The sequence below is a fragment of the Kitasatospora sp. NPDC032121 genome (assembly GCF_055580145.1).
This window is the reverse complement of sequence record NZ_JBVILX010000001.1, coordinates 538,869-551,890: the sequence shown is the minus strand read 5'-3', so window position 1 is coordinate 551,890 and position 13,022 is coordinate 538,869. Positions and strand designations below refer to the sequence as shown.

Below are 13,022 nucleotides of genomic sequence, written 5' to 3'. Positions count from 1 at the left end.
GGAGGGTCGACGCCGGGTGCGGTGGTGCGGGCGGCGTTGGGCTCAGGTCACCGGACAGATGGCGCTGGACACGCGAAGGAGATCGACGTGGAGTCGACCTACCAAGGTGGTTCCGGCGCTAGACATGGCAAGAGATTCGCACGGCGCGGGACTCGCGGTCCACTAACATCCGAATAATGGACGCTGATGTTCCGTCATATGGGACGTCCGGATGTTCCCGCCGCTCCCCGCCCGGACGCCCGGCCACACGTCCCCGCCCCGGGGAGATCAACCGCGCGGCCCCGGCCCGATACGGTTGACCCTGTGCAAGCAGCAGGCGATACGAGCAGACCGAACGCCGAGCGGCCCTCCCGACGCCGGGGCAAGGGCTCCCGGCGCGCGGCCAAACAGGCCACCTGGTACCGCACGGCGTGGGACCTGGTGAAGGACACCACCAACACCTGCGTCGAGTACCGGGTCACCGGGCTCGCCGCGGAGGCGGCCTTCTTCACCCTGCTGTCGATCCCGCCGCTGCTGCTCGGCCTGGCCGGCACCCTCGGCTACCTCGACCAGTTCCTCGGCGCGGAGACCATCGAGCGGCTCAAGCACGACATCGTCTCGGCCTCCGGCACGGTGCTGTCGGACTCCTCCGTCAACGACGTCGTGGTCCCGCTGCTCAACCAGGTGTTCGACACCGCCCGGCCCGACCTCGTCTCGATCGGCTTCCTGCTGTCCCTGTGGTCCGGCTCCAGAGCCCTCTACATCTTCATCGACACCATCACCGTCATGTACGGGCTCGACGGCAAGCGGGGCATCGTCAAGACCCGGCTGATGTCGCTCGGCCTCTACTTCGGCGCCCTGGTGATCGGCTCGCTGGTGCTGCCGCTGCTCATGGCCGGGCCCGGGCTGGTGGAGAACGCCGTGCCGGGGGTGGCCGGGCTCGTCGGCGCCCTCTACTGGCCGGTCGCGATCGTGCTGCTGATCGTCTCGCTGACCACCCTCTACCACCTGGCCGTCCCGGTCTCGACCCCGTGGCGCGAGGACATCCCCGGCGCCCTGGTCGCCTTGGTGGTGCTGGTCTTCTGCAGCGTCGGCCTGCGGGTCTACCTGGTCAGCTCGATCGAGGGCCGCTCGGGCGAGGGCCCCTCGGTGTACGGCTCGCTGGCGGCGCCGGTGGCCGTCCTGCTGTGGATCTTCGTGGTGGCGCTCGCGGTGCTCATCGGCGCCGCGATGAACGCCGCGATAGACCGCCGCTGGCCCACCCTGGAGACCGCCGACGCGCGCGCCGAGAACGAGCGCGCCCACGAGGAGGCGGCCGCCGCCGTGGTCCGCGAGGTCGCCGCCCGGCGGGCCGTCGAACGGGCCCGGCGCGCCCGCGAACTCGGGCTCGCCGAGGGCATCGAGGAGGAGTGGGGCGAGGACGAGGGCGACGACGTCGACGCGCCCTCCGAGTACCCCGAGCGGTGGGCCGACGTGCTGGCCGCGGACAACGTGCGCGGGCGGCTCACCGCCCGCGGCGGGCCGCACCACCGGCCCGGACCGCCGCCGCCGGACAGCGACCGGCCGGCGGGGCCGCCGCCGGGGGGTGTGCCGGGGCCGCAGCCGGGAGCGCCTGGTGCGGGGGGTTCGCAGCCGGGCGGGTCCGGTGCGCCTGGTGCGGCGGGTTCGCAGCCGGGGCCGGTGCCGGGGTTCCCGCCGCGGCCACCCCGGCCGCCGTGGGAACAGCGGTAGGCGGGCGGACGACAGGAGACGGGCAGGGCCTCTCCCGCGGGTGCGGGGGAGGCCCTGTCGCGTCGGTGGGTCAGGTGGCCGACCGGGGGGCGGCCCGGTCCGGCGGGGTCGGGGCTGACCGGTCGTACGGGTCGTAGGGTGACGGGTCGGTCGCGAGTGCCTCCGCCGTACGGCCCTGGGCCTGGGTCGGGAGCGGCTCCGGGGAGGGCCGGGGCGGGTCCAGCGCGGTGCGACCGGAGGAGTCGCTCAGCTTGATCAGCAGCGCCAGCATCAGCCAGTTCGCCAGCAGCGACGAACCGCCGGCGGCCAGGAACGGCAGCGCCTTGCCGGTCAGCGGCACCAGCCCGCTCACCCCGCCGACCACCACGAACACCTGGAGCGCCAGCGCCGCCGACAGGCCGGTCGCCAGCAGCTTGCCGAACGGGTCGGTCAGGCCGATCGCGGTGCGCAGACCGCGCTGGATCAGCAGCACGTAGACCAGCAGCACCGCGGTCACCCCGGCCAGGCCCAGCTCCTCGCCGATGGTGGTGAAGATGAAGTCGCTGCGCCCGGCGAAGCCGATCAGCCAGGGCCGCCCCGAGCCCAGGCCGGTCCCGGTCAGGTGTCCGGTGCCCAGGCTGAACAGCGCCTCGGCGGGCTGCTCGGAGATCGCCTGGTCGTGCACCGGCTTGTAGTAGTCGAGCGGGTGCAGCCAGGCCTCGACGCGGCCGTGCACGTGCGGCTCCACGGTGCCGACCACCGCCGCGCCGCCGACCGCCATCAGCAGGCCGAGCACCACCCAGCTGGTGCGCTCGGTCGCGACGTACAGCATCACGATGAAGACGCCGAAGAAGATCAGCGAGGTGCCCAGGTCGCGTTCGAAGATCAGCACCAGCAGGCTGACCACCCAGATCGCCAGCACCGGGCCGGCGTGCCGTCCGCGCGGCAGGGTCAGCCCCCAGACCTTCCGCCCGGCCAGCGCCAGCGCGTCCCGGGAGGCCATCAGGTACCCCGCGAAGAAGATCGTGATCGCGACCTTCACGAACTCGTCCGGCTCGAAGGAGAGCCCGAACAGCCGGATCCAGCGCTTGGCGCCGAAGCTGTCGCCCGGGGAGAGCACCGGCGCGGCCAGCAGGACCAGCGCACCCGCCATCAGCAGGTAGACGTAACGCTGGAAGAAACGGTGGTGCTTGACGAGGACGATCAGCGCGAGCGCCACCGCCACCGAGACGAACACCCACATCAGCTGGGACGGTGCGGCCGGGATCTTCTGGTAGTCGCCCTTCGCGGCGTGCGCGGCCTTGTAACTGAAGTCCAGCCGGTCCAGCAGCACCAGCCCGAAACCGGTCAGGAAGACGCCCAGCGGCAGGATCAGCGGATCGGCGTACGGGGCGAACCGGCGCACCGCCAGATGGGCCACCCCGGCCAGCGCGCCCAGCGACAGGCCGTGCACCAGCAGCCCGGGCGGCATCCGGCCGGTGAGCGCCAGGTCGGCGTCGATGTGTCCCGCCAGGCAGACGGCCACCGCGAGGGCCAGCAGGCCCAGTTCGATGTTGCGGTGGCGCGCCGCGAGGCGGCGGCCGTCGCCGCGTGCAGTCGTTCGCACCTCTTGTCATCCCCTTGTCGAGCACGTGGCGGGTCTCGCCGACGGCGCATCCTGCCAGACGTTTGTGTCTTCGCCGCGGTTGCCGGAAGAAGCGGTGGGAGGGCAGAACTTTGCCTGGGCAAAGCTTTGTTGGGCTCGGGTAAAGCCTTGTTCAGGCCCGGGTATAGAGGCGGGCCCCGGATGCGGCGGGGCGGCCGCGCAGGGACATCATGGCCGGGCGCCGGGGTGCCCCGGTGCCGGGGCGGCCGACCCGGGGTCGCCGACCGGGCGGGGCCGCCGGGACGAGCGAGGTGAGCGGGCGGATGAACGCAGTGGTGGACGGCGCGGCGAGCAGGCTGGCGGGTGGCCCGCTGGGCGGCCCCGCTTCGGTGCTCGCCTACAGCGGGCCGCCGCCGTGGCGGTGGTCCGACCTGGCGACGTCCTGGACGGTGGAGCCGCTGGTGCTCACGCTGTCGGTGCTGCTCGCCGTCTGGTACATGGCGGCGGTGCGCAGGGTCGGCCGGGCGGCCGGGGAACGGCTGGCTGGGGAGCGGGCGGTCGCGGGGGGCGGCGGAGACCGGGACGGCGGTGCGCGGCGCGTCGGCCGGCGGCCGGGGACCGGGGCCGGCGGCGGGCGCTGGCAGCCCACCCGTACCGCGGCGTTCCTCGGCGGGCTGCTGCTGTGGATCTGGTGCACCTGCTCCGGCCTCGGCGTGTACGACCGGATCCTCTTCACCGACCGGGCCGTGCAGGTCGTCCTGCTGCTCATGGTCGTCCCGCTGCTGCTCGCGCTCGGCGCGCCGGTCTCGCTGCTGGTCGAGTCGGCGTCGGCGGCCCGGCGGGAACGCCTCCTGCGGGCGCTGCGCAGCCGCCCGTCCAAGGTGCTGATGTTCCCGGCGGTCTCCACGGCGCTGCTGATGGCGCCGCCGTGGCTGCTCTACTTCACGCCCTGGTACGAGTGGTCGGTGTCCAGCGGGCTCGGGAACACGGTGCTGCACCTGGCGCTGGTGCTGCTGGGCCTCGCGTACTTCTGGCCGCGCCTGCAGATCGACCCGGTCGGGCACGAGTACCCGCACCTGGTCGGGCTGTTCATCACCTTCGCCGAGGTGATCTTCGACGCCGGGCTCGGGATCGTACTGATCTACGGCGGGCACCTGGTCGCCGAGCACCACTACCTGGCGCTCGGGCGGCCGTGGGGGCCGAGCCTGGCACAGGACCAGACCTGGGGCGGCAACGCGTTCTGGGTGCTGGGGGACCTGGTCGGGCTGCCGTTCCTGGCCGCGCTGGTGCGGCGGATGGTCGTGCAGGGGCGGGAGGAGACCGAGGCGGTGGACGCCGAACTCGACGCCCGCTTCGCGGCGGCGGCCGCGCGGGCACGGGCGGCGGGGCAGGCGGAGGAAGAGGAGACGGGGATGCGGCCGTGGTGGCTGGACGACCCGAACCTCAAGCACCGGTACGGAAGAGGATAGGGCGGGCCAATTTTGGCCCGCTGAGGCGTCCTCGGTGCCCCCCTCGCCACGTTTCCGCAGGTCAAAAATACGTTGGCCGAAATCCCCCGCCCCGCTAGCGTGTGACACATCCGGTTCGGGGGCCATTGGGCCGCCCGAGGAGTAGAGAGCAGGAGGTGAACCCCAGTGGTCGTTGTCGCCCCGATAGCTGCCCAGGGCAGCACTCGCGTTCACCTCCTTTCCCCGGCCGCCGGCTGAGCCCTTCACGCCAGCCGTAGCCCGCCGGGACCATCTCCTCCCGAAGGGCCACTGCGTTGTTCAACGCTGCCTCCGTTCCGTCGTTCTCTTCTCTCTCTTCCTCCTCCCCGTCGTCCTCCGCTGACGCCTCCGCGCTGGCCGGCTACGGCTGGACGCCCGAGCTCGCAGAGCTGTTCACCCCGTTCGGCGAGGCCGGGCTGCTCCCGGCCCGGATCGTCCGGGTCGACCGCGGCCAGTGCGACGCCGTCATCGCCGACCCGGAGTCGGGTGAGTTGCGCACCGTCCGGTTCGACACCCGGCCGGTGGGCGACGCCGACATGATCAACTGCCCGTGCACGGGCGACTGGGCGGCGGTCGACCTGCACGCCCAGCCGATGGCCTCCGTCGCCGCCCTGATGCCGCGCTCCACCGCGATCATCCGCAAGGTGGCCGGCAAGCGCTCCGACGGCCAGGTGCTGGCCGCCAACGTCGACACCGTGCTGATCGCCTCCTCCCTCGCCACCGACCCCGACCTCGGGCGGATCGAGCGCTTCCTCGCCCTGGCCTGGGAGTCCGGCGCCGACCCGCTGGTCGTCCTGACCAAGGCCGACCTCGTCGACGACGCCGACTTCATCCGGTCCGACGTCGAGGCGGTCGCCCCCGGAGTCACGGTGATCGTGGTGAGCGCCGAAACCGGCGAGGGCATGGACGTGCTCCGCGCCTGCACCCCCGGCACCACCGCGGTGATCGGCCAGTCCGGCGTCGGCAAGTCCACGCTCACCAACGCGCTCGTCGGCATCGACGTGATGACGGTCCAGGAGGCCCGCGCGGTCGACCAGAAGGGCCGCCACACCACGACCACCCGCGAGCTGATCCCGCTGCCCGGCGGCGGCGTGCTGATTGACACCCCCGGGCTGCGCGAGGTCGGCCTCTACGGTGGCGAGGGCGTGGACCTGGCCTTCGCCGACATAGCCGAGCTGGCCGAGGAGTGCCGCTTCCACGACTGCGGCCACCACACCGAGCCCGGCTGCGCGGTGCAGGCGGCGCTGGCCGACGGCACCCTGCCGCAGCGCCGGATGGACAGCTACCTCAAGCTCCAGCGCGAGAACGAGTGGATCGCCTCGCGCTCGGACGCCCGGGTGGCCAAGACGAGGCTGAAGAAGTGGAAGACGATCACCAAGTCGATGCGAGCTGCGGGAGGTTCGGTGAAGCGCTGACCCCCGGCGTAGGCCGGCCGCCGCGCAACGGCCGCCGGCCGGCCTCCGCCGGGCCCGCCCGGCTCAGCGGAGGTCGGCCGTCAGCCGGAAGCGCTGCAGGACCACAGGAGTGGTGTCGTCCACGGTGAACTCCGGGTCGTCGAGGGCGTCGAGCAGCTCCGGGCTGCTCCAGAACTCCTCGTGGGCCGCGCGCCACTCGGCCACGCTGGTGCACCCCTCGCCCTCGTCCAAGGCGTGCTGGAGGTCGACCTCCGCGAGCGGGACCACTCGGACGTCCGTGGTCTCGATCACGGCGACCCTGCGGCCGTCCGAGTCGAGGACCGCGGCGAACTCGCCGGGCAGCGGCAGGGGCTCGCCCTCGTGCTCGTAGTCGGCGACCAGGCCGGTGGTGCTGGTCTTGGCGCCGTCGAGGATCGCGGCGACCAGCTGGTCCCGCAGCGGGCCGGGGAACGCGAACTCAGCCGGAGGCAGGGCGACGATGCGCGGGTCGTCCGGACCGGTGTAGGACTGCTGCTCACTCATGGCGCGAGGGTAGCGGCGGGACGGCCTACGGGCGCGCGAATTTCGGGCCCGGCGGCCGCGGCCGGGCCGCGGGAGCCGGCTGGGAGCCGGTGGCTGGTGGGTCCAGTGGGCCGAGAGCCAGTGGTGGTGGGCTCGTGGGCTCTGGGGCCACGGGGCCGTGAGCCGTGGGGCCGTGGCTGCGGGCCGTGAGCGCCATGAGCCGTGAGCCGTGGGTTATGGCCCCACCGGGTGGCGGGTGGCGGGTGGCGGGTGGCGGGTGGCGGGTGGTGGGTGGTGGGTGGTGGGGCGGGAGGGGTGGGGGCGGGGGGAGGGGGAGGGCCCCCCGAAGTGGCGATCAACGGCAATGTCCGATTTCCGCCAGTCACCCCCCTCCCAGTGCCGCAAACTGGACAGCGTGATCGACGACGACATCCGGTACCGAGCCGTGGACAGCCGTGACTCCCGCTTCGACGGGGTCTTCTTCACGGCGGTCACCACCACCGGCATCTACTGCCGTCCGAGCTGCCCCGCCGTGACTCCCAAGCGCGTCAACTGCGTCTTCTACCCCAGCGCCGCGGCCGCCCAGGGCGCAGGATTCCGCGCCTGCCGGCGCTGCCGCCCCGACTCCGTGCCGGGCTCGCCCGAGTGGAACCACCGCGCCGACCTGGTCGGCCGCGCGATGCGTCTGATCGGCGACGGCGTGGTGGACCGCGAGGGCGTCGACGGCCTGGCCGGCCGCCTCGGCTACAGCGCCCGCCAGGTGCAGCGCCAGCTGACCGCCGAGCTTGGTGCCGGCCCCATCGCGCTGGCCCGAGCCCGCCGCGCGCAGACCGCCCGCCTGCTCCTCCAGACCACCGAACTGCCCGTCACCGACGTCGCGTTCGCGGCCGGCTTCGCCTCCGTCCGCCAGTTCAACGACACCGTGCGCGAGGTCTACGACCGCACCCCCAGCGGCCTGCGCGCCGAGGTCGCCGCCGGCCGCCGCGGCGCGACCCCGGCCGGCGGCCTCACCCTGCGCCTCGCCTACCGCGGTGCGCTCGACAGCGAGCACCTGATCGACTTCCTCGCCCTGCGCGCCGTCCCCGGCGTGGAGGAGGTCGTCCCCGGCGCGCGCCCCGGCGTGCGCGTGTACCGCCGCACCCTCGCGCTCCCGTACGGCCACGGCATCGCCGAGGTCGATGGCCTGGCGCCGGGCGAGCCGCCCACCCGCGGCTGGCTCGACTGCCGCCTGCTGCTGACCGACCTGCGCGACCTGCCGACCGCCGTCCAGCGCCTGCGCATCCTCTTCGACCTGGACGCCGACCCGCTCGCGGTCGACGAACAGCTCGGCGCGGATCCGCTGCTCGGCCCGCTGGTCCGCGAGCGCCCCGGTCTGCGCTCGCCCGGCCACGTGGACCCGCACGAGCTCGCCGTCCGCGCCGTCCTCGGCCAGCAGATCAGCGTCGTCGCCGCCCGTACCCTGGCGGGGCGGCTCGCCGAGAAGTACGGCACCCCGCTGCCCGAGCCCAGCGGCGGTCTGCGCCTGCTCTTCCCGACCGCGGCGGCCCTGGCCACTGCCGACCCCGAGGACTTCGCGATGCCCGCCGCCCGCCGCCGCGCGCTCACCGGCCTGTGCGCCGCGCTGGCCGAGGGCGTGGTCCGGCTCGACAGCGGGGTCGACCGGGAGGATGCCGCGGCCGGTCTGCTGGCGCTGCCCGGCATCGGCCCCTGGACGGTCGGCTACCTGCGGATGCGGGCCCTGGCCGACCCGGACGTCTTCCTCCCGAGCGACGTGGGCGTCAAGCACGGCCTGCTCCGCCTCGGCGCCGCCGGGGACCCGAAGTCCGCCGCCCGCGCCGCCGAGGCCTGGGCGCCGTGGCGGTCCTACGCCGTCCACCGGCTGTGGGCCGGTCCCGCCGGCACGGGCCCGGCCGGCACCGGTCCCGCCGGCACCGCCCCCGCGAGCAGCGGCATCAGCATCAGCACCAGCGCCACCAGCACCGGAACGGAGAACGAACGAGCATGAGCACCACCGTCTACACCACCATGGAGAGCCCCTTCGGTCGGCTGCTGCTCAGCGGGGTGCTGCCGGAGGACGGCGGCCCGGCCGCGCTGGCCACCGTCACCGCGCCCGGCCAGAAGTACGCGCTGGCCGAGCCCGCCGACGACTGGGTGCTCGACCCGGAGGCGCTCGCCGAGCCGGTGGCCCAGCTGACCGACTACTTCGCCGGCAAGCGCACGGGCTTCGACCTTCCGCTCGCGCCCGAGGGCACCGAGTTCCGCCGCAGGATCTGGGCCGCGCTGGACGAGATCCCGTACGGCAAGACCGTCACCTACGGCGAACTCGCCGTGCTGGCGGGGCAGGAGCCGCGCATGGTCCGGGCGGTCGGCGGCGCGGTGGGCGCCAACCCGCTGCTGATCGTCCGCCCGTGCCACCGGGTGCTCGGCGCCAGCGGGGCGCTCACCGGCTTCGCCGCCGGCGTGGACCGCAAGCGCTGGCTGCTGGACCTGGAGAGCGGCACCCTGTTCTGACCACCGGGGCCCGAGCGCTCAATCGGAGCGCTCAGCTTGAGCGTTCAGCCCGAGCGTCCAGTCGGATCGCTCAACTCCTCAGCTCCACCCGCCAGTTGTTGCTGCGCATGAACCGCCCGGGCGGGAACTCGAAGTCCGTCTCGCCGAGCAGCGTGAACCCGGCCTTCACGCAGACCGCGTTGGAGGCCGGGTTGTCCACCGACGGGAACGCGTGCAGGTGCGGGTGGGCTGCCTCGCGGCGGGCGGCCGCGACCGCCGCGCGGGTGGCGGCGACGGCGATGCCCCGGCCCTGGTGGCCGGGCAGCACGTTCCACCCCATCTCGTGGACGGTCCGGCCCTCCCACGTCCGGGTGCCGTAGCCGACCGACCCGACCGCCTCGCCCTCGGGCAGCAGCACGATCCGGTACATGCGGCCGAGCCCGGACGGGACGAAGTCCAGGTAGCGCCGGTGCCGTACGAGCAGTTGCTCCTCGCTCTCCGGCCCGCCGACGTGCTTCTTCATCTCCGGCGTGTTGATCCGGCGCAGCAACGCGAGGTCGCCGTCCGCCCAGGGTTCGATCCGTACCTCTGCGGTGGTCATGCGGGGACGGTAACGCCGGGCGAGTCCCGGCGACCATCGGTTTTCACCCGGCCGCGGGCGCCTGTTCGGCCCCGGCGCCCGGCTGGCCGGCGCCCGGCTGGGCGAGGGCGCGGGCGAGCTGGTCCAGCGCGGGCAGGGCGTCGACGACCGCCGCGCGGTCGGCCGGGTCGAGGGTGTCGAGCGCGGCGGCGATCCGGCGCTCGTGGGCGTGCTGCCAGTCGTCCAGCTGTCGGCGTCCGGCCGGGGTGAGGGCGATGCGGGCGGTCCGGCGGTCGCCGGGGTCGGCCTGGCGGTCCACGAACCCGGCGTCGAGCAGCTTCCCGACCAGCCCGCTGACGGTGTTGGGGGCGAGACGCTGCCGCGCGGCCAGCTCGCCGACCCGCAGCGGGGCGGCGGCCAGCGTCTGGAGGAGTTCGACCTGCGCCATCGGCAGGGACTCCCACGGGTAGTCGGTGCGGATGCTGCTGCGCAGCGCGCGGCGCAGCCGGGTGACGGTGTCCGTCAGCTGTCGGGCGTGCTCGACCGCCGGGTCGGGGCTTCCGGTGGCGGGGTCGGGAACGTGTGGTGACGACGGCATGGCGGACAGCGTATCGCCTGGTGCGGGGCGGTTCTGCGGCCGGTTCGGGTCCCGTGGGCGCACCGGGTCGGCTCTGTTGCGGGCTTCGCGGCAGGTGTCCGCCGGGCGCCGTCCGGCACCGTCCGTACCGCACTGTCCGTACCGCACCGTCCTTATCGTGGGACGGGTCCTGTCGCAGAGCGATCTGCTCGTAGCACGAACATGTCTGTATCCGATATATTCGGCCCATGAACGCCACCGCCCTTGCCTCGCGGCTGCTCACCGAGCGGCCCCGGCCGCGCGGTATAGCCGGCTGGCGCCACGCCCACTGGCTCGCCGTCGGCACGGTCTGCCTCGGCGCCTTCCTCGGTCAGCTCGACGCCAGCGTCATCGCCCTGGTCTTCCCCGCGCTCGGCCGCCACTTCGACGCGGGCTTCGCCGCCGTCGAGTGGGTCGCCCTCGCCTACCTGCTGGTCCTGGTCGCCCTGCTGGCCCCGATCGGCTGGCTGTCCGACCGGGTCGGCCGCAAGACGATGTACATCGGCGGCTTCGCGGTCTTCGGCCTCTCCTCCCTCGGCGCCGGATTCGCCGGCAGCCTCTGGGTGCTGGTCGGCTGCCGCGCCGTCCAGGCGGTCGGCGCCGCGATGATGCAGGCCAACAGCGTCGCCCTGGTCGCGCGCGGCGTCCCCGGGCACGCGATGCGGCGCGCGCTCGGCATCCAGGCCTCCGCCCAGGGCCTCGGCCTGGCGCTCGGGCCCAGCCTCGGCGGGCTGCTGGTCGAACACGCCTCGTGGCGCTGGGTGTTCTGGGTCAACGTGCCGATCGCGGTGTTCGGCATCCTGGCGGGCTGGTACCTGCTGCCCCGCACCCGGACGGCCGGCGTCCCGGCCCACCTCCCCACCGGCGCCCCCACCATCGTGCCTGGCCCCCGCCGGACCGATCCCCGGGAGACCCGAGAGGCCCGGGAGACCCGGGAGACCCGAAAGGCCGGCGAATCCCGCGATTCCCGAGAGCCCGCCGCCCGCTTCGACCTGCCCGGCATGCTGCTGCTCACCGGGGCGACCACCTCGCTGCTGCTCGCCCTGTCCACCGCCTCCGGCCTGCCCCTGCCCGGCTGGGCGGTGGCCGCCCTGCTGCTCGCCTCCGCCGTGCTGGCCCTAGGCCTGGTGCGCCAGGAGCGGCGGGCCGCCCGGCCGATCCTGGCGCCCGGACTGCTCAACACCCCGGGTGTGCGTTCCGGTCTGGTGGTGGCGCTGATCGGCTACCTGCTGCTGTTCTGCCCACTGGTGCTGGGTCCGGTGCTGCTCACCGGCGCGGGGGTGTCGACGGCGCGTGCGGGCCTGGTGGTCACCCTGCTGCCCGCCGCGTTCGCGTTCGCCGCGACGGTCGGCGGCGGGCTGCTGCCCCGAGGCTGGTCGGACGTGACCAGGTGCCGCGCGGGGGCGCTGCTCGCGGCCGGCGGACTGCTGCTGTTCGCCCTGCTGCCGGCCTCGGACGTGTCGGCGCTCCCGCTGCTGGCCGCCGGCTACGGGCTGGGCCTGTTGCTGCCCGCCAACAACGCCCTGGTGATGCGGGCGATCCCGGCGCAGAGCTCGGCGGTCGGCGGCGGCATGGTGAACATGGCCCGCAGCCTCGGCACGGCGCTCGGCATGGCGCTCTCCGTCCTCGGTGTCCACCTGGCGGGCGCCGAGTCCGGTGGGCGGACGGTGCTCTTCGTCCTCGCCGCCGTCGCGGCCGCCGCCGCGCTGCTCACCCGGCCCGCCCGGCCCGCCCGCTCCTGAGCCCCGCGGACCATGCCCACGAACTGAGCCCCGGCAGACCACGCCCAGCGACCTGAGCCCCGCGGACCAGCCCAGCGACCTGAGCCCCGCGGACCAGCCCAGCGACCTGAGCCCCGCGAATCACGCCGGAGCGCCCCGCGAGGAGCCGGCAGAGCCAGCCCCTAGGCGTCCGTACGGGCGTTCAGGATGTCCTGGGCCCGGTTCAGGCCGCGCCGCACCAGGCTCTCCAGGGCGTCCGCGCAGCGGTCCAACTCGCCCGGCAGGGCGGCCAGTTCCTCCTCCGAGAACTTCTTCAGCACGAAGTCCCCGACGCTCTGGCCCTTCGGCGGACGGCCGATGCCGAACCGCAGGCGGACGAAGTCCCGGGTGCCGAGCACCTCGCCGACCGAGCGCACGCCGTTGTGGCCGCCGGGTCCGCCGGCGCGCTTGAGCCGGGCGGAGCCGAACGGGAAGTCCAGGTCGTCCTGCACCACCACGAGCCGCTCGACCGGGACGCCGTGGCGGCGCAGCAGCGCGGCCACCGGGCGTCCGGACAGGTTGATGGACCACAGCGGCTTGGCCAGCAGCACCCGGTGGCCGTCGACGTCGATCTCGGCCACCCGGGTGGCGATGCCGCGGCGGCGGAACCGGGCGCCGTGGCGCTCGGCCAGCCGGTCCACGGCGAGGAAGCCCGCGTTGTGCCGGGTGAGCCGGAACCACGGGCCGGGGTTGCCCAGTCCGGCGATCAGCCAGGGGGCGTCGGGGGTCATGCGGGGAGTCTCCGGAGGGTGTGGGGGAGGACGGCGGACGGCCGGAGCGGGGGGGGGGGGGGGGGGGGGGGGGGGGGGGGGGGGGGGGGGGGGGGGGGGGGGGGGGGGGGGGGGGAGGGGGGGGGGGGGGGAGGGGAGGGGAGGGGGGGGGGGGAGGGGGAGGAGAAA

At 74.4% G+C, this 13,022-nt stretch carries 12 protein-coding genes; 6 read left to right on the top strand and 6 right to left on the bottom strand.

Going from position 1 to position 13,022, the window contains the following annotated elements; genetic code table 11:
- Nucleotides 1–42: 42 nt before the first annotated feature.
- Nucleotides 43–126, bottom strand: coding sequence for a putative leader peptide (locus ACZ5OX_RS02540; protein ID WP_318264789.1), 84 nt, complete (start codon nt 124–126; stop codon nt 43–45).
- Nucleotides 127–303: 177 nt separating this feature from the next.
- Between ACZ5OX_RS02540 and ACZ5OX_RS02535 the strand changes: the two genes are divergently transcribed.
- Nucleotides 304–1,710 carry a YihY/virulence factor BrkB family protein gene (locus tag ACZ5OX_RS02535; protein ID WP_465628352.1) on the top strand — a complete coding sequence of 469 codons (1,407 nt, stop codon included), beginning with the start codon at nt 304–306 and terminating at the stop codon, nt 1,708–1,710.
- Nucleotides 1,711–1,780: 70 nt separating this feature from the next.
- Here the strand turns inward: ACZ5OX_RS02535 and ACZ5OX_RS02530 are convergent, their stop codons facing one another.
- Nucleotides 1,781–3,295 (bottom strand): FtsW/RodA/SpoVE family cell cycle protein, encoded by a 1,515-nt coding sequence (locus ACZ5OX_RS02530; RefSeq protein ID WP_465628350.1) that lies wholly within the window; start codon nt 3,293–3,295, stop codon nt 1,781–1,783.
- Between the two features lie 302 nt (nt 3,296–3,597).
- Between ACZ5OX_RS02530 and ACZ5OX_RS02525 the strand changes: the two genes are divergently transcribed.
- Both ACZ5OX_RS02525 and rsgA read left to right on the top strand, forming a co-directional pair.
- Entirely contained in the window at nt 3,598–4,743 is a 1,146-nt protein-coding gene (locus ACZ5OX_RS02525) for a cytochrome c oxidase assembly protein (RefSeq protein WP_465628348.1), read from the top strand.
- 293 nt (nt 4,744–5,036) lie between these two features.
- Nucleotides 5,037–6,176 carry a ribosome small subunit-dependent GTPase A gene (rsgA, locus tag ACZ5OX_RS02520; RefSeq protein WP_465628346.1) on the top strand — a complete coding sequence of 380 codons (1,140 nt, stop codon included), beginning with the start codon at nt 5,037–5,039 and terminating at the stop codon, nt 6,174–6,176.
- A 63-nt stretch (nt 6,177–6,239) separates the two neighbouring features.
- On the opposite strand, the gene ACZ5OX_RS02515 is transcribed toward rsgA, so the two are convergent.
- A complete protein-coding gene (locus tag ACZ5OX_RS02515) occupies nt 6,240–6,698 on the bottom strand; it encodes an ASCH domain-containing protein (protein WP_465628344.1) in 459 nt (152 codons plus the stop codon).
- 343 nt (nt 6,699–7,041) lie between these two features.
- Between ACZ5OX_RS02515 and ACZ5OX_RS02510 the strand changes: the two genes are divergently transcribed.
- Together ACZ5OX_RS02510 and ACZ5OX_RS02505 are read left to right on the top strand one after the other, a co-directional pair.
- Nucleotides 7,042–8,682, top strand: a complete 1,641-nt coding sequence (locus tag ACZ5OX_RS02510) for a DNA-3-methyladenine glycosylase 2 family protein (protein ID WP_465628342.1) — start codon at nt 7,042–7,044, stop codon at nt 8,680–8,682.
- On the top strand, nt 8,679–9,188 hold the full coding sequence (locus tag ACZ5OX_RS02505) for a methylated-DNA--[protein]-cysteine S-methyltransferase (protein ID WP_465628340.1): 510 nt from the start codon (nt 8,679–8,681) through the stop codon (nt 9,186–9,188). Before ACZ5OX_RS02510 ends, ACZ5OX_RS02505 begins: the two co-directional genes overlap by 4 nt.
- Nucleotides 9,189–9,258: 70 nt before the next feature.
- On the opposite strand, the gene ACZ5OX_RS02500 is transcribed toward ACZ5OX_RS02505, so the two are convergent.
- Both ACZ5OX_RS02500 and ACZ5OX_RS02495 read right to left on the bottom strand, forming a co-directional pair.
- Nucleotides 9,259–9,768, bottom strand: a complete 510-nt coding sequence (locus tag ACZ5OX_RS02500) for a GNAT family N-acetyltransferase (protein WP_465628338.1) — start codon at nt 9,766–9,768, stop codon at nt 9,259–9,261.
- Between the two features lie 43 nt (nt 9,769–9,811).
- Entirely contained in the window at nt 9,812–10,345 is a 534-nt protein-coding gene (locus tag ACZ5OX_RS02495; RefSeq protein WP_465628336.1) for a MarR family winged helix-turn-helix transcriptional regulator, read from the bottom strand.
- 227 nt (nt 10,346–10,572) lie between these two features.
- Here ACZ5OX_RS02495 and ACZ5OX_RS02490 point away from each other — a divergent pair, with 227 nt between their 5' ends.
- A complete protein-coding gene (locus ACZ5OX_RS02490; RefSeq protein ID WP_465628334.1) occupies nt 10,573–12,105 on the top strand; it encodes an MFS transporter in 1,533 nt (510 codons plus the stop codon).
- A 161-nt stretch (nt 12,106–12,266) separates the two neighbouring features.
- On the opposite strand, the gene pth is transcribed toward ACZ5OX_RS02490, so the two are convergent.
- Complete coding sequence (pth, locus tag ACZ5OX_RS02485; RefSeq protein WP_465628332.1) at nt 12,267–12,854, bottom strand: aminoacyl-tRNA hydrolase; 588 nt, start codon at nt 12,852–12,854, stop codon at nt 12,267–12,269.
- Nucleotides 12,855–13,022: the final 168 nt, after the last annotated feature.